At 70.4% G+C, this 23,793-nt stretch carries 21 protein-coding genes; 7 read left to right on the top strand and 14 right to left on the bottom strand.

What is annotated here, in order from left to right:
- On the top strand, positions 1–1,312 hold a 1,312-nt coding region (locus ETD86_RS22730; protein WP_138668178.1), incomplete at its 5' end, for a multicopper oxidase family protein.
- A 184-nt stretch (positions 1,313–1,496) separates the two neighbouring features.
- Here the strand turns inward: ETD86_RS22730 and ETD86_RS22735 are convergent.
- Entirely contained in the window at positions 1,497–1,877 is a 381-nt protein-coding gene (locus tag ETD86_RS22735; RefSeq protein ID WP_138668179.1) for an RrF2 family transcriptional regulator, read from the bottom strand.
- 59 nt (positions 1,878–1,936) lie between these two features.
- A complete protein-coding gene (locus ETD86_RS22740) occupies positions 1,937–2,875 on the bottom strand; it encodes a sulfite exporter TauE/SafE family protein (RefSeq protein ID WP_138668180.1) in 939 nt (312 codons plus the stop codon).
- Between the two features lie 283 nt (positions 2,876–3,158).
- On the opposite strand from ETD86_RS22740, the gene ETD86_RS22745 reads away from it, so the two are divergent.
- Together ETD86_RS22745 and ETD86_RS22750 are read left to right on the top strand one after the other, a co-directional pair.
- Positions 3,159–4,529: a sensor histidine kinase gene (locus tag ETD86_RS22745; RefSeq protein ID WP_246148087.1), complete on the top strand. Its 1,371-nt coding sequence runs from the start codon at positions 3,159–3,161 to the stop codon at positions 4,527–4,529.
- Positions 4,530–4,651: 122 nt separating this feature from the next.
- Positions 4,652–6,328, top strand: coding sequence for an HAL/PAL/TAL family ammonia-lyase (locus tag ETD86_RS22750; RefSeq protein ID WP_138668182.1), 1,677 nt, complete (start codon positions 4,652–4,654; stop codon positions 6,326–6,328).
- A 108-nt stretch (positions 6,329–6,436) separates the two neighbouring features.
- Here the strand turns inward: ETD86_RS22750 and ETD86_RS22755 are convergent, their stop codons facing one another.
- From ETD86_RS22755 to ETD86_RS22765, 3 genes are read right to left on the bottom strand one after another with little or no spacing between them, the layout of a single operon-like run.
- Positions 6,437–7,270, bottom strand: coding sequence for a carbohydrate ABC transporter permease (locus tag ETD86_RS22755; RefSeq protein ID WP_138668183.1), 834 nt, complete (start codon positions 7,268–7,270; stop codon positions 6,437–6,439).
- Positions 7,267–8,214, bottom strand: coding sequence for a carbohydrate ABC transporter permease (locus ETD86_RS22760; RefSeq protein ID WP_138668184.1), 948 nt, complete (start codon positions 8,212–8,214; stop codon positions 7,267–7,269). The genes ETD86_RS22755 and ETD86_RS22760 overlap by 4 nt, the downstream gene beginning before the upstream one ends.
- Entirely contained in the window at positions 8,215–9,495 is a 1,281-nt protein-coding gene (locus ETD86_RS22765) for an ABC transporter substrate-binding protein (RefSeq protein WP_138668185.1), read from the bottom strand.
- A gap of 162 nt (positions 9,496–9,657) precedes the next feature.
- On the opposite strand from ETD86_RS22765, the gene ETD86_RS22770 reads away from it, so the two are divergent.
- Positions 9,658–10,698, top strand: coding sequence for a LacI family DNA-binding transcriptional regulator (locus ETD86_RS22770; RefSeq protein ID WP_138668186.1), 1,041 nt, complete (start codon positions 9,658–9,660; stop codon positions 10,696–10,698).
- 95 nt (positions 10,699–10,793) lie between these two features.
- Here the strand turns inward: ETD86_RS22770 and ETD86_RS22775 are convergent, their stop codons facing one another.
- Entirely contained in the window at positions 10,794–11,603 is an 810-nt protein-coding gene (locus tag ETD86_RS22775; protein WP_138668187.1) for an SAM-dependent methyltransferase, read from the bottom strand.
- Between the two features lie 155 nt (positions 11,604–11,758).
- On the opposite strand from ETD86_RS22775, the gene ETD86_RS22780 reads away from it, so the two are divergent.
- Entirely contained in the window at positions 11,759–12,574 is an 816-nt protein-coding gene (locus ETD86_RS22780) for an intradiol ring-cleavage dioxygenase (protein ID WP_138668188.1), read from the top strand.
- Between the two features lie 135 nt (positions 12,575–12,709).
- On the opposite strand, the gene ETD86_RS22785 is transcribed toward ETD86_RS22780, so the two are convergent.
- Complete coding sequence (locus ETD86_RS22785; protein WP_138668189.1) at positions 12,710–13,858, bottom strand: FAD-dependent monooxygenase; 1,149 nt, start codon at positions 13,856–13,858, stop codon at positions 12,710–12,712.
- A 63-nt stretch (positions 13,859–13,921) separates the two neighbouring features.
- Between ETD86_RS22785 and ETD86_RS22790 the strand changes: the two genes are divergently transcribed.
- Positions 13,922–14,563 (top strand): TetR/AcrR family transcriptional regulator, encoded by a 642-nt coding sequence (locus ETD86_RS22790; RefSeq protein ID WP_138668190.1) that lies wholly within the window; start codon positions 13,922–13,924, stop codon positions 14,561–14,563.
- A gap of 168 nt (positions 14,564–14,731) precedes the next feature.
- On the opposite strand, the gene ETD86_RS22795 is transcribed toward ETD86_RS22790, so the two are convergent.
- From ETD86_RS22795 to ETD86_RS22825, 7 genes are all read right to left on the bottom strand, one after another.
- Entirely contained in the window at positions 14,732–16,318 is a 1,587-nt protein-coding gene (locus tag ETD86_RS22795) for a right-handed parallel beta-helix repeat-containing protein (RefSeq protein WP_211370241.1), read from the bottom strand.
- Between the two features lie 61 nt (positions 16,319–16,379).
- Positions 16,380–17,639, bottom strand: a complete 1,260-nt coding sequence (locus ETD86_RS22800) for a pectate lyase (RefSeq protein WP_211370242.1) — start codon at positions 17,637–17,639, stop codon at positions 16,380–16,382.
- A gap of 93 nt (positions 17,640–17,732) precedes the next feature.
- Positions 17,733–18,713, bottom strand: coding sequence for a pectate lyase family protein (locus ETD86_RS22805; RefSeq protein WP_246148088.1), 981 nt, complete (start codon positions 18,711–18,713; stop codon positions 17,733–17,735).
- A gap of 272 nt (positions 18,714–18,985) precedes the next feature.
- Positions 18,986–20,227: an FAD-dependent monooxygenase gene (locus ETD86_RS22810; protein ID WP_138668191.1), complete on the bottom strand. Its 1,242-nt coding sequence runs from the start codon at positions 20,225–20,227 to the stop codon at positions 18,986–18,988.
- A gap of 21 nt (positions 20,228–20,248) precedes the next feature.
- Positions 20,249–20,950 (bottom strand): maleylpyruvate isomerase family mycothiol-dependent enzyme, encoded by a 702-nt coding sequence (locus ETD86_RS22815; protein WP_138668192.1) that lies wholly within the window; start codon positions 20,948–20,950, stop codon positions 20,249–20,251.
- Complete coding sequence (locus ETD86_RS22820) at positions 20,950–21,786, bottom strand: fumarylacetoacetate hydrolase family protein (protein WP_138668193.1); 837 nt, start codon at positions 21,784–21,786, stop codon at positions 20,950–20,952. The genes ETD86_RS22815 and ETD86_RS22820 overlap by 1 nt, the downstream gene beginning before the upstream one ends.
- The gene (locus tag ETD86_RS22825) at positions 21,783–22,931 is read right to left on the bottom strand and encodes a cupin domain-containing protein (protein WP_138668194.1); all 1,149 of its coding nucleotides are present in this window, start codon (positions 22,929–22,931) and stop codon (positions 21,783–21,785) included. The genes ETD86_RS22820 and ETD86_RS22825 overlap by 4 nt, the downstream gene beginning before the upstream one ends.
- 92 nt (positions 22,932–23,023) lie before the next feature.
- Between ETD86_RS22825 and ETD86_RS22830 the strand changes: the two genes are divergently transcribed.
- The gene (locus tag ETD86_RS22830) at positions 23,024–23,791 is read left to right on the top strand and encodes an IclR family transcriptional regulator (RefSeq protein ID WP_138668195.1); all 768 of its coding nucleotides are present in this window, start codon (positions 23,024–23,026) and stop codon (positions 23,789–23,791) included.
- Positions 23,792–23,793 lie beyond the last annotated feature (2 nt).

Genomic DNA, 23,793 nt, shown 5'->3' on the forward strand with positions numbered 1-23,793 from the left:
GACAGGGGGGCACGCGGTGGCCGGGCGGGACGTCACGCGGCTGATCGCCGACCCGGACCGCCGCGCCGATGTCGCGGTGACCGTGGTGGCCCGCAAGCAGCGGTTCCGGCTGGCGTCCGGCCGGGACTTCGAGGGTTACACGCTCAACGGCCAGTCGCCGGGACCGGTCATCACGGCCGCCAAGGGGCAGCTGGTCCAGGTGCGGCTGGTCAACGAGTCGGTGCCGGGCGGGATCACGCTGCACTGGCACGGCGTCGACGTGCCCAACGCGGCGGACGGAGTCGCCGGCGTCACGCAGGACGCGGTCGGCATCGGCAGGGAGTTCACCTACCGGTTCGTCGCCGACCAGGCGGGCACCTTCTGGTACCACTCGCATCAGATGTCGCATGAGCAGGTTCGGGGTGGCCTGCTCGGGGCGCTGGTGGTCGTGCCGGCGACGCAGGAGCGGGCCACGGATGTGGTGGCGCTGGTGCACCTGTACAACGGGGTGCGCACCGTCAACGGGCGGGAGGGCGACGTCCCCGTCCAGGCGCCGCCCGGTACCCACGTGCGGGTACGAGTGATCAACACCGAGTACGGCCTCATGCCGGCCTGGGTGAGCGGTGCGCCGTACCGGCTGGCCGCGGTCGACGGCACGGAGATCAACGGCGCCGCGCCGGTGCGGGACAAGGCCGTGGCGGTGGCCGCCGGTGGACGGGCCGACATCGAGGTGACCATGCCCGCGGACGGCTCGCCGGTCCGGATCCACCTCGGCGGCCCGGCCGGCGTGGTGCTCGGGTCGGCGTCGTACGACCTGGCCCCGGTCCCCCGGCCCGTGGCAACGCTGGACCTTCTCACGTACGGCACCCCGGCGCCGCTCGCCTTCGACCCCGGTGAGCCCGATCGGCGGTTCGCGTACGACATGGGGCGCCGCCCCGGCTTCCTCGACGGGGTCCCCGGGTGGTGGTGGACGATCAACGGGCACCTCTATCCCGATGTGCCGATGTTCCACGTGGCGGAGGGCGACGTGGTGCGGATGCGCATCTCCAACGACAGCGGCGAGGCCCACCCCATGCACCTGCACGGCCACCACGCGGTGGTGCTCAGCCGCGACGGCGTGCCCGCCGCCGGTAGCCCCTGGTGGGTGGACTCCCTCGAGGTCGGCGTCGGCGAGTCGTACGAGATCGCCTTCGTCGCCGACAACCCCGGCGTCTGGATGGACCACTGCCACAACCTGCCCCACGCCTCGGAGGGGCTCACGGCCCACCTGATGTACGAGGGGGTCACCACGCGCTTCACCGTGGGCGGCCACGCCGAGAACGACCCCGAGTGAGCCGCGGGGCCGCCGGAGTCGGACGACCGGGCCGATCGCGGCGGCGTTCGTGGTGCCCGAGCACATGGTGGCGCAGCGCATCACGCGGCGAAGCGAAGGATCGGCGAGGCCGGTCAGACGTTCCTGGCACGGTTGCGGGAATCGGTCGCGGCCGCCCGGCACCGGTGAGGCCGCCCGAAGGTGTCTAGCCGGAGCCGGCGAGGACGTCGGCGAGCGTGGTCCCGCTCAGCAGGCGGTCCTCGTGGTCGTGGAGTTCGGCCCAGATCTCGGCCAGCGGGGCCGCCGCCTTCGGTAACGGCCGCCCGACGGGCTCGACCCCTTCGGTGACGCGGATGACGTCGGCGAGCGCGATCTCCGTGGCGGGACGGGCCAGCCAGTAGCCGCCCTCCGGGCCGCGCTGACTGCGGATGAGGCCGGCCCGGCGCAGCTGGAGCAGGATGTTGTCGCAGAATCGGCGGGGAATCTCCTGGGTGGCGGCGATCCACTCGGCGTTGACCGGGCCCTCGGCGGCGGCCAGGGCGAGCATGGCGGTGAGCGCGTACTGGGTGCGGGCGGAGATCCTCATAGGTGGGAAAGCACCGCGGCCCGGCTCCTGTTCAGGACCGGGCCCGGTGCGTACGGCCGTCATGCGGAGGCCTGCTCCTCCTCTGCGGTACGGCCGCGTAGCCCGGCCTCGACCGCCTCGACGGACTCGGCGGCCTTGTCACGGCGGTATTCGCGGACGGAGTAGGCGATCGCGCCGGCCCAGACCAGGGCGATGGCGATGTAGGCGACCGCCTGGACACCGCCGGACGCGTCGATCCAATCGCTGCGCAGCAGGGTCCGCACGTTGGTCAGGATGATCACGCCGCCGACGGCCGAACCGAGGATGCGCGGGGGGATGTGGCGGACCAGCCAGGCCGCGATCGGCGCGGCGATGACGCCGCCGAGCAGCAGGACGGCGACCCACGCGAAGTCGATGTTCTCCGAGCCGATGCCGACGAAGAAGCCGATGCTGGCGGCGATCGCGACGAGGAACTCGCTGGCGTCGATGGAGCCGATCACCTTACGCGGCTGCAGCCGGCCGCTGGCCAGGATGGCGGGGGTGCCGACCGGACCCCAGCCACCGCCGCCGGTGGCGTCGACGAATCCGGCCACCACCCCGAGCGGAGCCAGGAAGCGCTTGCGCAGCGGCTTGCCCAGGTTGCCGCGCGGCAGCCCGAAAGCGGTGAAGCGCACGAGGATGTACGCGCCGAGCGTCAGCAGGATGATCGACATGACCGGCGCGGCGATCTCGGTCGACAGGCTGGACAGGAACGTCGCCCCGGCGAAGGCGCCTGCGGCGCCCGGGATGCCGATCTTGGCGACGACCTTCCAGTCCACGTTGCCGAACCGCCAGTGGGAGATGCCCGAGGCGAGCGTGGTGCCGATCTCGGCGAGGTGCACGGTGGCCGAAGCCGCGGCGGCGTTGCTGCCGATGGCCAGCAGCAGGGTGCTGGAGGTGACGCCGTAGGCCATGCCGAGGCTGCCGTCGACGAGTTGGGCCGCGAAACCGACGAGCCCGAGCAGGATGAGCGCTCGCACAATCTCCCCTTTCTCTACTTTGCAAGTAGGAATAATGATTAATGCTGTTCACGGTTCCGTCAAGGGGCTGGTTCGCCCGTCTCGCCATTTGGTCAGTGCAGGGTCACGTGCCCGCGGGGGTGCCGATGACCGCACGCAGCGCCGCCTCCGGCCCCTGGGAGGCCTCGAGCCGACGGCGAAGATTGCCCACATTCATTGCTGCGTAGCCGTCTTTATCGAGGAATCTCCCTAAGTTAGCGGCGAGCGCGACAACCGTGATCTTCTGATGCCGGAGGGAAGACGCGTGAGAGCACGGTTGCGCCGGTCGTTGCGCACGCGGCTGGCACTGCTCGCCAGCATCGCCATGTTGCTGCTGAACGTCGTCCTGAGTGCGTTCGTGCTGTACATCACCCGGGACGAAGCCAGCGACATCCAGTCGCTCGAGGAATCCAGCAAGGCCATGCGCGTGCTGCTCCTGGTCAAGCGGAACCAGTTGCCCCAGGTGCTGGAGCCGGGCGGGCTCGAGGGCATGCAGGTGGTCGACCCCGCCGGACGGCCGGTGGCCTGGACGCCGAACTTGGCCGGCCTGCCCCGCCAGACGACCGCCATCCCCCGCCCGGACCAGGCCAACGACGACGCGGAGCTCTGCGATCTGCCCGCCTTCCCCGGCAAGTGCGAGCTCGTGGTGGCGTTGCGGGCGTTCCAGCCGGACGGCACGTGGGTCATCTACGGCTTCGGCCCGACGGTGCCGTGGTACGTCAGCCCGCAGGTGATCATATTTCTGATCGGCATGACGGCCGGACTGGTGGCCACGACGTGGTTCGGGGTGTCGCGGGTCGTGGACAGGACGCTCGCGCCGGTCAGCCGCATCACGACGAAGCTGGCGGAGATCACCGCGGACGGCGGCGGGATGCGGGTCCCCGTGCCGGAGAGCGACGACGAGGTCAGGGCCCTGGCCGAGACCGCCAACCAGACGCTGGAGCGGCTGGAGTCGGCGATGGAGCAGCAGGAGCTCGCGATGGAGCGGCAGCGCAGGTTCGCCGCCGACGCCTCGCACGACCTGCGCAGCCCGATCACCGCGATGCGCGCGCAGGTCGAGGGGGCCATGCTCCACCACGAGGACACCGACTGGCAGGAGATGTGCACCGAGGTGCTCGCCAGCCTGGACCGGCTCCACGCCATCGTCGCCGACCTGCTCACGCTGACCAAGCTCGACGCGGGCGCCCCGAGCCGCCGCGAGCCTCTGGACCTGTGCGAGCTGGTGGCCACTGAGACCGCGAGGCCGCGCGCCAAGGACGTCGTCACCAGCCCGCACGGAAGCGTGGTCATCATGGGCGACCGGCTGCAGCTGGCCCGCCTGCTGACGAACCTGCTGGACAACGCCGAACGGCACGCCGAGACGCAGATCATCGTGACGGTGCGGCAGGAGGGCGGGAAGGCCGTGCTCGAGGTGCTCGACGACGGCGCGGGCATCGCGCCGGACCAGCGCGAAATGGTCTTCCAGCGCTTCACCCGCCTGGACGACTCGCGTAGCCGCGACGCCGGCGGCACCGGGCTCGGCCTGCCGATCGCCCGCGAGATCGCGATCGCCCATCACGGCACGCTGACCATCGAGGATTCCGACTCCGGCGCTCGGTTCGTGCTCCGGCTGCCCGCTGCTTCAGAGCAGGCATAGGGCCGGTCGAGACCAGGTCAGCACTCGTCCCGCCCGCGTTGCGCCCTTCCCGGTGCGCCTTCGCTCCCTCGCTATAACGGAGCGGCACTGCTCGTCGTCGTGTGGGCCGGGAGACCAAGCTGATGACCAAAAGAGGACGGATCGCCACAGGCGTGGGCCTGCTCGCCGCCCTGTGCGTGCCGGGGCAGGCGGTCGCCGAACCCCCTGCGGAGGCGGCGCCGCGGCCGGTGCTGGACCTGGTGCTGGACGGCGACTCGTTCTCGCTCCGGGACGCCTTCGCGATCCTCGACGGCCGTCCCGTCTCCGCCCGGCTCGCGCCGGACGCCCGGGCGAACATGATCGAAACGCGGGCGGGCGCGCTGAAGGCCCTGGGCGATCAGCGGGTGTACGGCTGGAATCAGGCGCTCGGGCCGCTGAAGGACCGTCCGCTCTCGTCCGAGCAGGCGGAGCAGTTCCAGCGCAACGTCCTGCGCTCCCACGCCGCGGGCGTCGGGGAGCCGCTGCCCGACGACGTCGTCAGGCTGGCCTTGATCCTCAAGGCGAACCAGATGGCCAGGGGAAAGGTCGGGGTACGGCCTGACGTGCCCCAGCGCCTGCTCGCCATGGTCAACGCGGGAGTCGTGCCGCGCATGCCGCAGATCGGCTCGCTGGGCACCGGGGACCTGCAGCCACAGGCGGCGGCGGGGCTGGCGGCGATCGGCGAGAACGCGCCGGTGCGGTACCGGGGCGTCGAGGGACCCGCCTCCGAGCTGCTGCCGAAGGCCGGACTGGCCAGGGACTTCACCCTCCAGGCCGGGGAGGCGCTGCCGATCGTCAGCGGCAGCACGGTCCTGGCCGCCACGCTGATGCACGCCGTGCACCGGGCCACGGTGCTCGCCGACCAGGCGGAGGGCGCCTTCGCCCTGTTCATGGAGGCGACCAGGGCCGAGCAGGGCTCGCTGGACGCGCGTACTCACAAGGAACGCCACATCCCCGAGGAGGACGCGGTCGCCGCGCGGCTGCGGGGGATGGTGGCGGGCTCGGGCTGGATGACAGAAGAGGGCCGCAAGCGCCTCGACCCGGCGAACTACCACCCGCGGGTCCAGGACGCGGTGTCGGTGCGGGCGGCTCCGCACATCATGGCCGGGCTGCGGCACGAGCTCGCCGACGCACGCCGGGCTCTCGTCCGGGAGGCCAACTCCTCGACCTCCAATCCGCTGATCTTCAAGCGGGACCGAGGCCGCGGGTACGAGTTCGTGATGGGCGGCAATTGGGACGGCTCCGTCATGGGGCATCTCGCCGACAGCCTGAACGCCGAGATCACCGACATCGGGGTGTTGTCGCAGGAGCTCTCGGGCCGGCTGCTGTCGCCCCGGTGGAGCTACGACCTGCCGGCGAACCTCGCCGGTGGCACGGTCGGGCTGAACTCCGGGATGGTGCAGGTGCAGACGGTGGCCGCGGCGCTGATCCCGGAGATGCAGGTCAGGGCCACACCCGCGGGGACGCTGTCCCGGCCGGTCAAGGACGGGCAGGAGGACCACAACACGATGGCGATGGCCTCGGTCCGGCATCTGCACGAGAACCTCGACCGGCTCCAAATCGTCCTGGCCGTCCAGTACCTGATGGCGGCCCAGGGCATCGACCTCATCGCGCGGAAGATGTCGGGCCTGCCGCTCGGCGCCGGCACGCGAGGCCTGCTGGCGGAGATCCGGCGGTACATCGCGCCCCTGGGCGAGGACCGCTATCTCACCCCTGACCTGGAGCGGGCCATCTGGCTGGTGCGCAGCGGGCGGCTGCGGCCGTCCGTTCCCAGCGCTTGACCGCGGGTTCGGCCTAGATCGCGAAAACGCCCTCTGACCTGCTCCTATACCGGCGGCCAGTGCGCGGCGCACAGGTGGCGCCGCGCACCAGGCCGACCGCCCGGCGCATCAGCCCTTGAAGGCGCCGTCCATGATCCCGGCCACCATCCGCCGGCCGACGAAGACGAACAACACCAGCAGCGGCAGCGTCGCCAGGAACGAGCCGGACATGGCGAGGCCGAGGTCAATGTGGAAGCTGTTCTGCAGCGCCTTGATGGCGATCTGCGCGGTGTACATCTCGGGCGACTTCAGCACGATGAACGGCCACAGGAAGTCGTTCCACGCGGTGACGAAGCCGAGCAGGCCGATCACGAAAGCGGCCGGCCGCACCAGCGGGAACGCGATCCGCCAGAAGATCTGCCAGGTCGTTGCCCCGTCGATGCGGGCGGCTTGGAGGAGCTCGTCGCTGATCGTGGCGCCCAGGTGCTGGCGCATCCAGAAGATGCCGAACGCGCTGCCCAGGCCCAGGCCCGGCAGGATGATCGCCTGCAGGGTGTCCACCCAGCCCAAGGAAGAGATGATCATGTACTGCGGGATGACGGCGAGCTGGGTCGGCACGGTCATGGTCAGGACGACGCTCAGGAACAGCACGTTGCGGCCGCGGAAGCGCAGCTTGGCGAAGGCGAACCCGGCCAGCGAGCAGAGCACGGCGTGGCCGATCCCGATCGTGCCCGCGACGATGAGGCTGTTGAGGATGGAGCGGACGAACGGCACGGTCGTGAACACCAGCCCGGCCAGGTGGAAGAAGTTCCCGCCTGGCACGATCTCGGGCGGCAGTTTCGTGGCCGTCGCGGTGTCGGTGGTGGCGACCACGAACATCCAGTACAGCGGGAACAGGCAGGCGAACACGGCCAGCCCGAGCAGCAGGTAGGTCCACCAGCGAACCCGATTCGACTTGTTCATCCTCGCTCCTTGCGGATGCGGGTGGACAGGACGTAGTTGAGCGTGGCGATGGCGACGATCAGCACGAACAGCGCCACACCGATGGCCGCGCCGTAGCCGAACTGGAACTGGCCGAAGCCCTGCTCGTACAGGAAGAGCGTGAGCGTCTGGCACTGCCGGACCGGCCCGCAGGTCAACGGCGCCGCGCGGGAGACGAGCAGCGGCTCGGTGAAGATCTGCAGACCGCCGATCGTCGAGGTCACCACGGTGAAGACGATCACGGGCCGGAGCGACGGCAGGGCGATGTGGCGGAACTGCTTCCACGAGCCCGCGCCGTCCACGGCCGCCGCCTCGTACAGCGAGCGCGGGATCGCCTGCAGCGAGGCGAGGTACAGCAGGGTCGTGTAGCCGAACCAGCGCCAGGTGACCATGACCGCGATCATCAGGTGGCTGCCCCACACCGACTGCAGGAAGTTGATCGGCTCCACGCCGAAGAGCCCGAGCAGCCAGTTGAGCAGGCCGTAGTCGCGGTCGAACATCTGGGCGAAGACGATCGCGGTGGCCGCCACCGAGGTGATGTACGGCACCAGCATCGACATCCGCAGGAACACCGCCAGCCGCAACCGCGCATGGTTGAGCAGGTGCGCCACGCAGAGCGCCAGCAGCAACTGCGGGACGGTGGACAGCAGCCAGATGCTGATGGTGTTCCAGGCGGCGTTCCAGAACCGGGCGTCGCCCAGTAGACGGGTGAAGTTGTCGAAGCCGATGAAGACGTGCTCACCGATGGGGTTCCAGTCGAACAGCGCCACGTAGAACGTGAACAGCAGCGGGACGAGCCCGAACACCGCGAAGAGCAGGAAGAACGGCGCGATGTAGGCGTACGGTGCGAGGCGTTCGGAGATGCTCCGCCGCACCCGCGTCTCGACCTCGGGCACCGTCCGCCGCGTCTCGAGAGTGACCGTCATCTACTTGCCGATGGCGGTCTTGATGTTGGCCACCGCGGCGTCCCACGCCTTGGCCGCGTCGCCCTTGCCCTGCTCCACGTTGGTGATCGCGTTCTGGAACTCCTGGCCGATGGTGGAGCTGTCCGGGCCGATGAAGAACGGCTTGAGTCCGAGCAGGGAATTGGTGTAGATCGTGCCCGTCGGCGCGTCGGAGAAGAACGGGTCCTTCAGGCCGGTCAGCTTCGGGTCCTTGTAGACCGACGGGGTGGTGGGCAGCGAGCCGGACTTGGCGAAGTGCTCCAGCTGGGCCTGCGGCGACTGGGTCTTGGTGATGTAGTCCCAGGCGGCCTTCGGATTCGCCGCGCCCTTGGGGATGGCCAGGTAGCTGCCGCCCCAGTTGCCGGCCCCACCCGGGATGGTGGCGACATCCCACTTGCCCTCGGTGTCCGGCGCGTTCCTGCGGATCCCGCCGAGCATCCACGACGGCGCGGCGATCACCGCGAACTGCCCCTTGGCCATGCCCGCGCTCCACCCCTCGGAGAACGAGCTCTGCTTGGCGGTGATGCCCGCCTGCGCCGCCTTGATCGCCAGGTCGAACGCGGTCTTGACCTGCGGGCTGGTGCTGTAGACCACGTTGCCCGACGGGTCGTAGTACTTCTGCGGCCCCTGATTGACCGCCTGGTAGAACACGCTGGTGGCGGCGTTGTCGACGAACGCCTTGCCGGTCGCGGCGGTGTACTTCTTGCCCGTCTCGATGAACGCGTCCCAGGTGGGCCAGAGCTTGCCGACCTCCTCCCGGTCCGTCGGCAGCCCGGCCTCCTTGAACAGATCCGTCCGGTAGGCCACCGCCATGCCGCCCACGTCGGTGGGGATGCCGATGATCTCCCCGCCCTTGGCGGTGCTCTGGCTCATCACCCAGTCCAGGTAGTCGCCCTTGATCTTGTCGGCGCCGAGCGGCCTCAGGTCGTGGAAGTTCTGCGACTGCTGCACGAACTTCGGCAGGTCGTCACCCTGGATGAGCACCAGGTCGGGCACCTTGCCGCCGGCCAGCGCCGTGGTCAGCGCCTGCGCCGTCTCGACCGAGCTGCCCACCTCGGTCAGCTTGATCTGCACACCCGGGTTCTTCTTCTGGTAGTCCTCCACCGAGACCTTCTGATCGATCCCGGTGAACGACCAGAACTCGAACGACTTACTGTTACCCGCCGGTTGCGACGGGCCGCTCCCGCCGCCGCCTCCGCAGGCGGAGAGGGTCAGGGCAACGGCCGTAGCGAGGACGACCGGGGTTGCGATACGGAGCTTCACGGGCGATCTCTTTCCGTGTTCAAGAGAGGGGGGTAGTCGCAAGTTTCCGACTATTTTCGGCAAATGTTCCGATCGTTAACCCGAAACTTTAGGCACGTGTCCCGAAACCCGTCAAGAACACGGCCGTAAGATCTCCGAAACGATCGGAGCTAGACTTCGCCCATGACCGCGTCCGAGGAGCCGTCAGAGACCCAGACCACGCAGGGCGGGCCGCTGACCATCAACCAGCTCGCCGAGCTGGCCGGTGTGTCCACCGCGACCGTCTCCAAGGTGGTCAACGGCCGCACCGAGGTCGCCCCCGAGACCCGCGCCCTCGTCGAGGGCCTCATCCGCCGGCACGGCTACCGCAGGCAGCGGCGGCGCGTCAGCCCGGCCGCCCTGGTGGAGGTGGTCTTCCACGCGCTGGGAGGCGACTACCCGGTCGAGATCATCAAGGGCGTCGACCGGGTCGCGCGCGAGCACGGCCTGGGGGTGGTGGTCTCCGACATGCAGTATGCGACACCCGGGCACGGGTGGATCGAGAGCGCGGTGAGCCGCCGCCCGGCCGGCGTGATCGCGGTGTTCTCCGGCCTGACCGAGGCCCAGCGCGACCAGCTCGTCGTCCGCGACATCCCCATCGTCCTCCTGGATCCCATCGGCGACCCGCGGTCCCGGATCCCCTCCGTCGCCGCGGGCAACTGGAGCGGCGGCCTGTCCGCCACCCGCCACCTCCTGGACCTCGGCCATCGCCGCATCGCCATCATCACCGGGCCCAACTGGGCCCTGTCCAGCCGGGCCCGCCTCGACGGCCACCGCACCGCGCTCGACCTGGCCGGGATCCCCGCCGACCCGGAGCTGATCGGCTCAGGCGACTTCCTGATCGAGGGCGGGCGGGCCGAGGCCCACCGGCTGCTGCGCCTGCCCGACCCGCCGACCGCGATCTTCGCCTGCAACGACGGGATGGCGACCGGCGTCTACCGCGCCGCGCACGAGCTGGGCCTGCGCATTCCCGGCGATCTGAGCGTCGTCGGCTTCGACGACCTCTCGCCCATGCAGTGGGCCGTCCCGCCGCTGACCACGGTGCGCCAGCCGCTCTCCGACATGGCCGCCGCGGCCGCCGCCATGCTCGTGAAGCTGGCGCAGGGCGAGCCGCTGGCGCAGCCCCGGGTGGAGCTGGCCACTGAACTGATCGTCCGCGAAAGCACCGCTCCCCCGGCCGACTGACCGAAACTTTCCGTCATATTGCCGAACGTAAGACGGCCGACTGCACGGGGAGAGCACGCTCCCGTGCCACTCCGCGGGACGTCCCACGGGATCTTCTAGGCCTTGCGCCCGACCCCCACGATCACCCAGACCTTGTCCGACCGCCCGGGAACGAAGGGGCTGTCAGGCCGCCAGTCACGGACGTAGACCAACCCGGGCTCGACCATCTCGAGGCCGTCGAAGAAGACCGACACGCCCTCCCGCGGCCGGGCCCCGCCCTCGGCCTCGCCCAGAATCTTCTTGTACAGATCGACGATCGGCTCCGCGATCTCCGGGCGTGAGTCGAGGACGACGTGTGTGACGACGAAGTGGCTGCCGGCCGGCAGCGCGTCACGCAGCGCGGCCACGTGCCGGAAGGGATCTCTCTCGTCCGGGATGTACTGCAGGACGGCGAACAACAACACCGCCACCGGCTGATCGAGGTCGATCGTCTCCCGGAGAACAGGGTCGGCGAGCAGGTCGGCAGGATGCATGACGTCGCCCTCGACGACGGCGATCCCCGGCGCCCTGGCCAGAATGGCCCTGCCATGGGTCAGGACCACGGGATCGTTGTCGACGTAGACCACGCGGGCGTCAGGAACGAACGTGCGGGCCAGCTGGTGCGTGTTGAGCTCGGTCGGAAGCCCCGAACCCAGGTTGACGAACTGGGTGATGCCCTGCTCCGCGAGATACCGGACCACCCGTACGTGGAACGCCTGGTGCTCCTGCGCCATCACCCGCACCTCAGGGGCGATGGCCAGCACCGCCTCGGCCGCCTCCCGGTCGATGGCGAAGTTGTCCTTCCCGCCGATGAAGTAGTCGTGCATGCGGGCGAGGTTGGGTGTGCTGGTGTCAACACCTGCGAACCACGTGTCCTCGTCACCCATGCGTCGCACCTCCAGCGGTCGGTAGCTCCTTGAGTATGGCGGAAAACGGAAAGCTATGCCGGAAGCGCGGCGTTCGGCCTCCCTCATCACTACAAAGCACACCTATATGACTTAAGGTGACACTCAATGCGCAACCTGCTTAGACGAGGTCCCCCATGCGCCACCCCCACGACGACGACATCTTCGACAGAGGCCTGCAGTTCGACATGTCGACGCTGCTGGAGCGCCGTCGGATCCTGGGCCTGTTGGCCGGCGCGGGCGTGGCGACCCTGGTCGGCTGCGGCAGCGACTCGACCGGCACCACGCCGACGGCTTCCGCGGCCTCCTCCGGCTCGGCGGCCGGAAGCTGCGCCGAGATCCCCGAGGAGACCGCCGGCCCGTACCCGGGCGACGGATCGAACGGCCCCAACATTCTCTCCCAGAGCGGCATCGTCCGCAGCGACATCCGCTCCAGCATCGGCTCGGCCTCGGGCACCGCGGAAGGCGTCCCGCTGACCATCGAGCTGACCATCCAGGACACCTCGGCCAACTGCTCGGCGTTATCAGGGGCCGCGGTCTACCTGTGGCACTGCGACCGAGAAGGCAACTACTCGATGTACTCCGAAGCCATCGCCGGCGAGAACTACCTGCGCGGGGTCCAGGAGACCGACAGCAGCGGAAAGGTCTCCTTCACCAGCATCTTCCCGGCCTGTTACGCGGGCCGGTGGCCGCACGTCCACTTCGAGGTCTATCCGAGCCTGGCCAAGGCGACGACCGCCGACAACAAGATCGCGACCTCCCAGCTGGCGCTGCCCAAGGACACGTGCGACGCGGTGTACGCGACCGACGGCTACAGCCAGAGTGTGCGTGATCTGAGCGAGGTCTCCCTGGACGGCGACAACATCTTCAGCGACGGGCACACGAACCAGCTCGGCACGGTGACGGGCAGCGTGCCCTCGGGCTTCACCGTCACCCTCGCCGTCCCCGTGTAGCGCGTAGGCGCGCTCCCCGGCGCCGGCCGCAACGCACGGAGCGGGCGCCGCCGGCGCCGGCCGCAACGCACGGAGCGGGCGCCGCCGGCGCCGGCCGCACGCACGGAGCGGGCGCCGGGGAGCGGGTGCGGCCCGCTAGGCGCGCCAGATGGCGGCGAGCTGCCGGGTGGCGAGCCGCCGTGGCACCGCGCGGAGCAGCGCGTCGCGTACCCATGCGGTGGCGCCGGTCTGCGAGGTCAGCCGTGACTGCCGCGACGACGCCCGCATCAGGCGGTTGGCCCGGGGCCGGCGCTCCGCGTCGTAGCGGCGCAGCCGCTCGGCGACGCCCGCAGGCCCGGCGCCGGCCAGGTGCCGGGTCACCGCGGCCGCGTCCTCGAAAGCCTGGCTGGCGCCCTGGCCGAGATCGGGCGTCATGGCGTGCGCCGCGTCGCCGAGGAGCGCGACCCTGTCGAGCGCGAACGAGGGAAGCGGTTCGGCCAGGCAGGCGATCGGGTCGACGTAAATGTCAGCAGGCGGGGTGGCCTCGATCAGCGCCGGGACCGCCGGGTGCCAGTCGGCCATCAGGGACAGCAGTTGCCGGCGCGCCTCATCGGCCCCGGGCGGCGCTCCGCTCAGCGCGGAGTCGGTGAACCAGTAGAGATCATTCTCACCGACCGGGAACAGGCCGAACATCGACCCGCTGCGCCGGTCGATCAGGATGCCGGCCAGCAGGCCGGTCACGTCCAGACCTGCAGGGGCCGGCAACATGCCGCGCAGGTCCAACCGGCCGGCCTGCCGCAACCCCGGGTGACCGGGGAACAGCCGGCCACGTAGCCTGCTGCCGATGCCGTCGGCCACGATCACGGCGTCGGCGCGGGAGATGGGCCGGCCGTCGCTGATCACCGTCACTCCGGCGGGGCCGGGCTCGAGCCGCTCGATCGGCGTTGCGGTGCGCACCAGTTCGGCGGGCAGCGGTCCGCGCAGCGCCTGGTGCAACTCCGCTCGGCGCACGACCACTGTCGTCCCGACCGACTGCTGCGCCTGCGCCGCGTCGGTGACCAGCAGCGGCCGTCCGCGCCAGTCCCGCAATCCGCCGAGGACGGCGGGCATGGCCTGGGCGTGAACGTAGTCGCCCAGCCCCAGCTCATCCAGCGCCCGTACGCCGTTGGGCGTGATGACGATGGCGGTGCCCGCCTCCCGCAGCTCGGCACCGCGCTCGTACAGCGTCACCTCATGACCTCTGCGATGCAGCCCCACCGCGGCCGACACCCCGCCCAAGCCGGCTCCTACCACCGCGACCTTCACGACACTCCTCCGTACCGTACCACTACGATCGTTCTAGTACGGCTACTGCTATACCATGGCCGGGTGCCACCGACCAACCCAGCCCGTCGCCGAGCCTTGGCCGATGCCGCCATAGATCTGCTGGCCACGTCCGGGGTTCACGGGTTGACCCACCGCGCGGTCGAGAAGGCCTCCGGACTGCCGTCCGGCACGGCGTCCAACTATTTCCGCAGCCGGGAAGCCCTGCTGGTGGCCGCCGCGGAGCGCATCGTCGAGCTGCACCACGCCGACATGGACCAGGCCGCCCAGCACCACAAGACCGGCGCCGCGCACGCCCAGAGCATGACCGGACAACTCGCCGGCCTGCTGACCGAATCATTGCTCGCGGCGGCGACCATCCTGCGAAACCGCTATCTGGCGATCTTCGAACTCCAGCTGGAGGCGGCACGACGACCGGTGCTGGCCTCGGCCCTCGCCGGCATGCAGGACACCTCGACGGCGTTCACCGCCGGCCACCACGCCGAGCTCGGCCTCGCCATCCCCCGTGAGTGCGTCCCCACCTTGATCACGCTCTACGGCGGTGCGCTGTTCACGTTGGTGACCGCACCGCCGGAGAGCATCAGCGAGGACGCCGTCCGAGGTGTCGCCCGCGCCATCGTGCGCGGCGCACTACCCGGCTCCGCCGACCCCTCAGGGGAAGATTTGGGCCTCAGCTCCCCCGACTGAGGCATGTCGAGATTATGACTTTAAGTCCGATTTGTATAGCCCTTTTGTGTACTGGAGCGTGCGAACGCGGCCCTGTCCTCTCGTCCGCGACCCCCAGCGCGCCGTCCACCCTTGCGTCCGGGTCCCCGTAGCGGAGCCCGGACGCAAGGGTGGACGCAAGGGTGACTGTCAGATCCGGGCTCCGACGTCGGCGCCGCTGGAGGGGCGCAGGAAGGAGGAGGTCCGGATCGAGCCGTCGGCGTTGCGCGGCCCCGTGATGGTGCCGGGGTCGGTGCTGGCGAACGACCAGCTGCCGCCGAGGTTCCACGAGTTGCCGCTGCCGCCGGAGTCGGCGCCCAGTGACACGTTGGTGCCGTTGGCGACGGCGAGGTTCTTGGTCAGCGTCGCGTCGGCGTCGGCGAAGTCGAAGCCGGTGCCGGGGTTGTCCCAGGCGGTGCAGTGGTCGAGCATCATCTGCCCGGGGTTGGCGTTGTCGATGAAGCCGCCGGTGGCGTTGTCCCAGGCCATGCTGTTGCGGACCACGTGCGCCGCCGGCAGGTCCTCGTCCCCGCCGCCGAGCTTGAACCCGTTGCCGTCACCGGTGTAGTCGGGCAGGTTCCAGCGGTTGAAGCCGTTGCCGTAGGCGATGCTGCTCTCCACCGTCACCGGTGACAGGAACTCCCAGAAGTCCAGGCCGTCGTCGGAGTTGTTCCACAACCGGACGCCGCGTACCACGTTGCCCGTGCCGGAGCCCTCCTTGATGGCGAGGCCGTCGGCGCTCTCCCCGTTGTTGCGGGGGTCGCGGTTGCCGTACGCGTCCAGGTTGATGATCTGGTTGTTGCCGGACGCGCCCTGCAGGTGCAGGCCGCTCTCGTAGTTGTCCCGGGTGACGAGACGTTCGAAGACGTTGTTGTTGGTGTCGAGGCCGAAGACGGCGTACGGACCGTGGATGATCTCCAGGCCGATCAGCCGCCAGTAGTCGCCCTCGATGTGGATCGCGCCGCGTTCCGGGCGGGGGATGCTGCCGCCGACCGGGGCCGGGGTGTGCGGCATGTTCTTGCCGTCGATGACCACCCGCTCCCCGTTGTAGGTGGTCAGCGTGATGGGGGCGCTCGCGGTGCCGTTCTTCAGCAGCTGGATGTTGGTGCTCGGAGCGTACGTGCCGCCGCGGACGAGGATCGTGTGCCCGGGCTGTGCGAGGTCGACCGCGCGCTGGATCGTCCGCAGCGGTTGCGAGAGCGTGCCGGGGCTGCTGTCGTTGCCGTTGGTCGCGACGTGAAGCGTGTTGCCCGGCGGTGGCGTGCCGTCCGTGGTGAAGTCGATGAAGTCGATGTTGGGCAGGCCGCCGGAGGCCGTGGGGCTGAACCGGATCGTGTTGCTCCCGGAGTTCACCGAAACGGTCAAGGTCTTCGTGACCCACGTCGACCAGGCGCCGGTGCCCTCGAACGACACCGACTGCACGGTCGAGCCATTGACCATCAGGCCGGCGGGCCGGCTCGTCGTGGTCCCGTTGGCGAAACGGACCGCCACCGTCGCGGCGCCCGCGGCCGGCGCGTTGACCGTGAACTGCGCCGCCGCCCCCACGGCGTTGCCGGCGTTGCAGAAGCCGGTCCCCGAGTAGCCGGAGTGATTGGAGTCGATGGTGCCGTCGCACGTCGCCGGGGCGGCTTCCGCCTCATGGCGGGTGGTCGCCGCCGACGCCGTGGCGGCGGGTAATGCCACGATCGCGGCGGCTGCCAGGGCGGCGCACGCGATGAACGGTCTCAGTCTCATCATCTTTCTCCGATGGTGTTGGCGAGGCGGGTGCGGCCCGGCCGCACCCGCCTGCCGGGGGGCTCTACCGATAGGTGATGTCGGATTCGGAGTACCGGCAGTGCACGCCGTCCGGGCCGGAGCCGAGCTTGACCGGCTCGCTGCCCTTGGGCACGCCTTGGTACCTCTCGCAGATGGTGGCGCTCCCGTACACCGTGATCCGGCTGAAGCGGGCGGTGTCGCCCCAGTTGGAGTTGATGCCGGCCAGCACCTTGGTGGTCCGGGCGGTGATGCCGTCCATGACCACGTGGCGCTGGTAGGAGGTGGAGCAGTTGCCGCAGGCCCGGTACAGCTTGCCGGAGCTGTGCACCTGGAAGTTCTTGATGGTCAGCGTGCCGGCGCCGTTGTGCTGGAAGACCTTGTCGGCGCCGGACTTGGCGCCGCCGCCGTCCACCAGATAGGTGGCCGAGGAGCTGGAGCTCTTGAACGTGGCGGCGTCCTCGCCGACGTCGTTCCACCACACGTTGCGGATGGTGCAGGAGCCCTCGCAGTGGATGCCGTCGCCGGCCGGGGCGTCGATGATGACGTTCTGGATCGTGCCGCCGTTGGGCACGACGAACATCGGGTCCTGGCTCTCGCTCTGGCCGCCGTCGCCGATGCCGTAGTAGCGCTTCATGCCGCCGTCGAAGAACGATCCGGTCTCGCGGGTCGTCGTCTGATGCACGCTGCCGGTGTCCGACGGCCATGGGCCGCTGCCGTCGCCGCCGCTCCCGCCCGTGGGGGTGACGGTGGGCGTCGGGCCGGGCGTGGAGCCGCCGGCGGGCCGCAGCGTCCAGTGCTTGGTCGCCACCGAGTCGCAGGAGTTCTGCTGGAGCAGGGCGTTGACCGCGGTGGAGTTGTCCTTGACGTTGAGGCACTTGCCGCCGTTGGCGTTGACCACCTGGTAGTTGGAGCCCGAGGCCGTGAGCTGCCAGGTCTGTGACGCGGCTCCGGTGCAGGTCTCCTGCTGGACCGGCTTGCCGGCGCTGGTGGAGGCGTCGCGGACGCCCGCGCACTTGCCGCTGTGCGCCGCCTTGATCTGGTAGCCGCCGCCTGAGGCGGTGACGGTGAAGACCTGCCCGGCAGTGCCGGCGCAGGTGGCCTGGACGAGCTGCACGCCGTCGCCGGTGCTCTGCCCCGGTACGGCGGCGCACAGGCCGCTTCCGGCGTTGGCCAGCGTGTAGTTGCCGTTGGAGTGGGCGGCCGAGGCAGGCATGGTGATCAGCACCGTCAGACCGCCGGTCATCAGGAGACCGGCCGTCATCGTGATGGCCAGCCTGATGCCGGGTGTTCTGTGTTTCAGCACGTGGGCTCCGTTCGATGAGATGTGCTTGCCGAAAGGGACGAGACACGGCGGCATGGCCAGGGAAGGCCTGCGCCGGTCGGGAGAGGGTGTCGGTCAGGGGGTGATCTTTCCGGTGCCCGCGCCGGCGATCACGATGGACTTGACGTCGGCGGCCGGGTCCATCGCATAGGGGTACGGGATGGCGGCCACGGCGCCGCCCTGGTCGCCGGGGCCGGAATTGACCAGGTGGTTGCCGCGCGCGACCAGGTTGCCGGGGTCGGAGGAGCCCTCGCCGCGGTGGAAGGGATCAGGAACGTTCTCGAAGTAGTTGCCCTCGACCAGCACCCCGGCGTTCTCCGTGGACGCCACGCCGTACCCCGGGTTGGCGACGTAGTAGTTGTTGTAGACGTGCACCGGGTTGCCGAACCGCACCCGCGGGTTGCGCTGCACGGTCTCCAGCCGGTTGTGGTGGTAGGTCACCCGCAGGTGACCGGTGTCCGCGGCGCCGTTGTCGTCGCTGTGGCCCAGCAGCATCGCCTTGTCGTGGTCGAAGATGTGGTTCCACGACACCGTCACGTAGTCGCTGGCGTGTTTGATGTCGATGGCGCCGTCGTAGCCGTTCGACATGGTGTTGTGGTCCACCCACACCCGGGTGGACCCCTCCACGCTGACGGCGTCGTCGTTCCAGCCGCGGAACGTCAGGTTGCGGATGATCACGTTGGCGGCGCGCCGTACGTGCAGGCCGCAGCCGACGATCGTCGCGCCCGTGTTGCCGACGATCGTCTTGTTGGACCCCACCCGCACCATGTCCGAGCAGGTGATCGTGCCCGAGACCCGGATCACCGCCGGGTTCGTCCCGGCCGCGGCCGTGACCAGCGCCGAGGCGCTGTTGACCGTGGTGGCCGCGGCGCTGCCGCCGCCCGTGGTGCCGCCTCCCTGCGTCGCCCAGCCCACCATCCCGGGCGAGGCGGACGCGCCGCTCGTGACGGGCGCGGCGGAGGCGGCCGGCGACAGCGTGCCGGCGCCCAGGGCGGCCGCGACCACCCCGCCCAACACCGCCTTCCGCCGGTCACCCGTCCTTGTCGTTCGTGCCACGGTGGAGCTCCCTCCGCGAGAACTGGCAGGCATGCCGGACATCGCTGGGAATGCGCTTACCGACTTACGGTAAGCGCTTTCCGAGTGCGCGGGAGGAGTGAAGCACAGGAGGGTCGACGGCGAGAAGCCCTCCATGACGCCGCCACCGGCCGTCGAGTCATCGGGGCAGGTCAAGCCCTATGCCGGGAGCCTGCTTCAGTTGCAACGCCGGATGAAATTTTCATCGGCGCCCGATCGCGGTCGTCGGTTGCGCGTCATCGCGGCCGGTCGCGCTACGCGGTCATCGGGCGGGGGGTGTCGTACTCCGGAAACATCGGCGGCAGTTGGTCGGGGGTGCGGGCGGTCGGCCCGAAGAGCCAGTCCACGTAGGTGTAGTCGTAGACGTCGCGGTCACGGAGCACCGCGTTGCGCCACTCCCGCTTCTCCCCGTCGTGGTGCCACAGGTTCCCCCAGGCCCGCGCGGTGGTCAGCACACGACGGCAGTGCTCAGGGCGGACGGCGTTGTAGGCGGCCAAGGCGGCGTCCCAGTCGGCGGAGCGGCCCCGGCCCTGCGCGCCCACGTGCTCGGACAGCACCCACGCGTCCTCGATGGCCATGATCGCGCCCTGCGCGAGGTACTGGAGCGGCGGGTGGGCGGCGTCCCCGGTGAGCACGATCCGGCCCCGTACCCAGTCCATGATCGGCTCGCGGTCGAACATCCGCCACCAGCGGTCGCGCCACATCAGCGGCAGACCGGCCCGCACCTGGTCGCAGGTGGCCGCGAACGCCCCGTCGAGCTCGTCCGGCGTGCCCCAGTCCGCCTCGCCGGCCAGCGCCTTCGGTGACTCGAAGACCGCGACCTGGTTGAACATCTCGCCGTGGCGCAGCGGGTACTGGACGAAATGGCACCTGGGGCCCACGTAGACGACCACGTCCTTGGGATGCACATCGAGGCCGGCGACCTTCTCGATGGGCACGGCGCCCCGGTAGGCGACGTACGCGGAGCTGACCGGCTCGTCGTCGCTCACGATCCGGCGGGCCACGGAGTGGAGGCCGTCGGCGGCGAGGACGACCTCACCGAACTCACGCCCTCCCGCGTGCACGGCGACGGCGCCTCCGTCGGCCTGCTCGTACCCGGTCACCGTGACGTCGTTGACGAGATCCACCCCGGCCCGCTGGCAAGCGCGCAGCAGCGTGCCGTGGAGGTCGCTGCGGTGGATCACCATGTACGGGAAGCCGTAGCGCCGCTCCACGTCCCGCAGGTCGAGCCTGCTGAGGACGCCGCCGTCGACCGCGTCCTTCATGACGATGTTCTCGGGGAGCACACCGAGTGACTTGATCTCGTCGAGCAGACCCCAGTGGTGGAGGATGCGGGTGCAGTTGGGCGCGATCTGCAGACCGGCGCCCACCTCGCCGAATCGATGAGCCTGCTCCAGCACCCGCACCCGCAGGCCCTTCCGGGTGAGGGCCAGGGCGTTGGCCAGACCGCCGATGCCTCCGCCCACCACCACGACGTCGTGGCTCTCTCCAGTCATGTCTTGGGATTCCTCTCTGAGCTACAGCCACCGCGGAAGCACGGGCCACGGCCCGCCCCCCGATCGCCGGCCGGAGAGGTAGGCGGCCAGGTCGGCGAGGGTGCCGGTGACCGGGGCGGGGTCGCCGGCGCCGGAGACGGTCCAGGTGCCGCCGTGGTCGGTGGCCGTGAGGGTGAGCGCGGGCCCGTCGGCGCCGGACCGCTTGGCGGTGATGTCGTCGATCAGGGCGGCGAGGAAATCGGCCGGCAGATCGTCGAATTCCACCCCGGCGCCGAGGTCGGCGGCGTGCACCATGACCTCGCGTGCGCGCATCCAGGGGATCTCTTCGGCCGGTACGGTGCGGCCCTGGGCGGTGCGGACCTTCCGGTTCCACTGCTGCTCGTCCAGCTCGGCGAGCCGCGCGTCGAGGGCCTGAGCGGCCTGAGCGGCCCAGGCGCGCAGCTCGGCCGCCGGCCGCGTCGCACCCGCCTCGATGTCGGCGTCACGCTGCGCCGGGGAGGAGTACATCGGCGTCTCCTCGCCGGTGCGGGCCCAATGCGCCAGATTGACCAGCGCGTCGGCGTTGGCGGCGACGTGGGCCAGCAGGTGCCTGCCGGTCCAGCCGTCGAGCGCCGTGGGCTGGTCCAGCAGGTCGTCCGGCAGGGTGGCCAGGGCGCCGAAGAAGGTCTCGGTGCCCTGCGCCGTCCACCGCAGGCTGTCGGCGCGGCTCCTGTCGGCGGCCATCACGCGACCGGCTCGGCGACGGCCTTGACCTCGGACCGGCCGAGCCCGGTGACCTCGGTGGCCAGGACGCTGCCGTCGGTGAGGTACCGGGCGGGCTTGCGGGCGTGGCCCACCCCGCCCGGAGTGCCGGAGGCGATCACGTCGCCGGGACTGAGCGTGAGGATCGTGGAGACGTACCGCACCAGGGCGACGGGGTCGAACACGAGGTCCGAGGTGTCGGCCTGCTGCACCACCTCACCGTCGACGTATCCGGTCAGGGTGAGCGAGGGCCGGGTGCCGCCGTCCAGCTCGTCGGGGGTGACGAGGTAAGGGCCGAACGGGGTGCTGCCCTCCCAGGTCTTGCCCTGCAGCCACATCGGGGAGCGGTACTGCCAGTCACGCATGGTGACGTCGTTGAACACGGCGAACCCCGCGATGGCCGCGGCCGCGTCGGCCTCATCGGCCCGCCGCACGGTCCTGCCGATGACGATCGCGAGCTCGGCCTCCCAGTCCACCTGGTCGGACTCCGGCGGGAGCCTGATCTCGTCGTACGCCCCGACGAGCGCCTCGGGATACTTGGCGAACAACGTCGGATACCGCGGCAGTTCCCGGCCCATCTCGAGGATGTGGTTGCGATAGTTCAGCCCCACGCAGACGATCTTGCCTGGCCGGGGCACGACGGGCGCGTAGCCGGCGGACTCGGCCGTACGCCCCTCCGCCCGCGCGGCGTGCTCCGCCCAGCCGGGCCGGGCGAGCAGCTCACCGACGTCGGCGAGGCCGAGGTCGACCAGGGTCTCCCCCTCGACACGCACGGCCCGGGTGGCGCCGTCGGCGGTGCGGATGGTGGCGAGCTTCATGCGTTGAGTCCTTCTACGTGGGCGCGGTTCAGGTGCAGCGCCTCGAAAATCGGGCTGTCGGTGAATCGGAAGAGATCGAGGGCGGCGGAGTCGGAGTCGGACGCCGAGGCCTCGGACTTCGCCGAGAACGGCGCCCAGGACGGGACGACGAACAGGTCACCCCGGGTGACCGACCAGGACACGTCGCCGACCGTGACCCGCCCGCTGCCGTCGAAGACCTGGTACACCGAGGAGCCGGTCTCCCGGCTGGGTGCGGTCTCGGCGCCGCTGCGGATCCGGTGCATCTCGACCCGGATGGTCGGCAGCACATCGCCGCCGGTGGTGGGGTTGGTGTAGCGCACCGCCGCGTGACCGGGCTCGACCGTCCCGGCGTGGCCCTCGGCCTCGAGTTCGAGCTGGTCGGCCAGCGCGCGGTCGGTGTCGGCCCACCGGTAGGCCAGCAACGGGGTGCCGGGCTGGGCGCCGGGGGACCAGACCGGGCGCAGGCCGGGGTGGCCCCACAGCCGCTCGGAACGGGACCGCTCGGGGGTGGTGCGTTCGGCTTCGCTGATCTGCTCGCGGCCGAACTCGAAGAACTGCGTCTCGGTGACGTACTGGAACGGAATGTCCAGGCCGTCGATCCACGCCATCGGCCGGTCGGCCGCGTTGTGGTGGGCGTGCCAGTTCCACCCGGCCTGGGGCAGGAAGTCTCCGCGGCGCATCGGCACGGGGTCACGGCCGACCACGGTCCACACCCCTTCCCCCTCGACGACGAAGCGGAACGCGTGCTGGGTGTGCCGGTGCTCCGGGGCGTCCTCGCCCGGCATCAGGTACTGGATCGCCGCCCACAACGTCGGTGTCGCGAACGGCCGGCCGCCGAGCGCCGGGTTCGCCAGGGCGATCGCCCGCCGCTCCCCGCCGCGGCCGACCGGCACCAGATGCCCGGCCCGGTCCGCCAGGGCCACCAGGCTCTCCCACCGCCACAGATGCGGAACCGCCTTGGACCGTGGGTGCGCCGGCATCAGGTCGCCGATCTCGGTCCACAGCGGGACCAGCAGCTCCTTCTCGAAGCCGCGGTACAACTCCGCCAACCCCGCCGACGGCGTCGGCTGGTCCGGCGAGTCGACCACGGCGAGGCGAACCGGGGAGTTCGCGGTCTCGGTCATGTCTGCTCCTTCAGTGACGCGGCGGTCGGTCCCCTACCCCGCGGTGTTTCAGCTTGTATCGTGTGGACCGGAATAGAACAGGAGATTCTGCTGTGAAGAATCCGCCCAACTACTCCGTGCGGAGTGTCGATCACGCGCTCCAGCTCGCGGTCATGCTGCAGGTCGAGGGCCCCTTCGGCGTGGGTGAGGCGGCGCAGCGTCTCGGGGTGGCGCCCTCCACCGCGCACCGGCTGCTGGCCATGCTCGTCTACCGGGACTTCGCCGTCCGGCGCGAGGACCACCGATACGCCGCCGGGCCCGTCCTGTCGCTGGGCGGGAGTACCCAGTCGCATACCGCGCTGCTGCGCTCGGTCGCCATGCCGCACCTCGCCGGCCTGGTCGAGCGGGTCCAGGAGAGCGCGAACCTGCAGATCCTGTCCGGTGACCACGTGCGGTTCATCGGGTCGGTCGAATGCACCCAAGCTCTGCGGGTCGGCAACCGCGAGGGCATGGTCTTCCCCGCGCATCTGGCCTCGGGTGGCAAGGTCATGCTCGCCGACCTGCCGCCCGAGCGGCTCGACGCGCTGTACCGTGAGGCCAAGTGGGCCGACCGCCTGGACCAGCGGCCCAACCTGGCGGCGTTGCGCCGCGAGCTGCGCAACGTCCGGGAGCGGGGTTTCGCCATCAACGCCGGCAAGACCGAGTCGGGCGTCACCGCCATCGGCAGGGCCGTGCGCGGCGAGGACGGCCGCGCCCAGGCGGCCGTGTCGCTGTCGATGCCCACCAGCCGCTTCTCCCGAGATCGTCTCCCGGATCTGGTCGGCGCCCTGAGCCTGACCGCCCGCGACATCGAAGAGGAGATGCGGCACACCCGATCTTGAGG

This window comes from Nonomuraea turkmeniaca, assembly GCF_005889735.1.
Taxonomy (GTDB): domain Bacteria; phylum Actinomycetota; class Actinomycetes; order Streptosporangiales; family Streptosporangiaceae; genus Nonomuraea; species Nonomuraea turkmeniaca.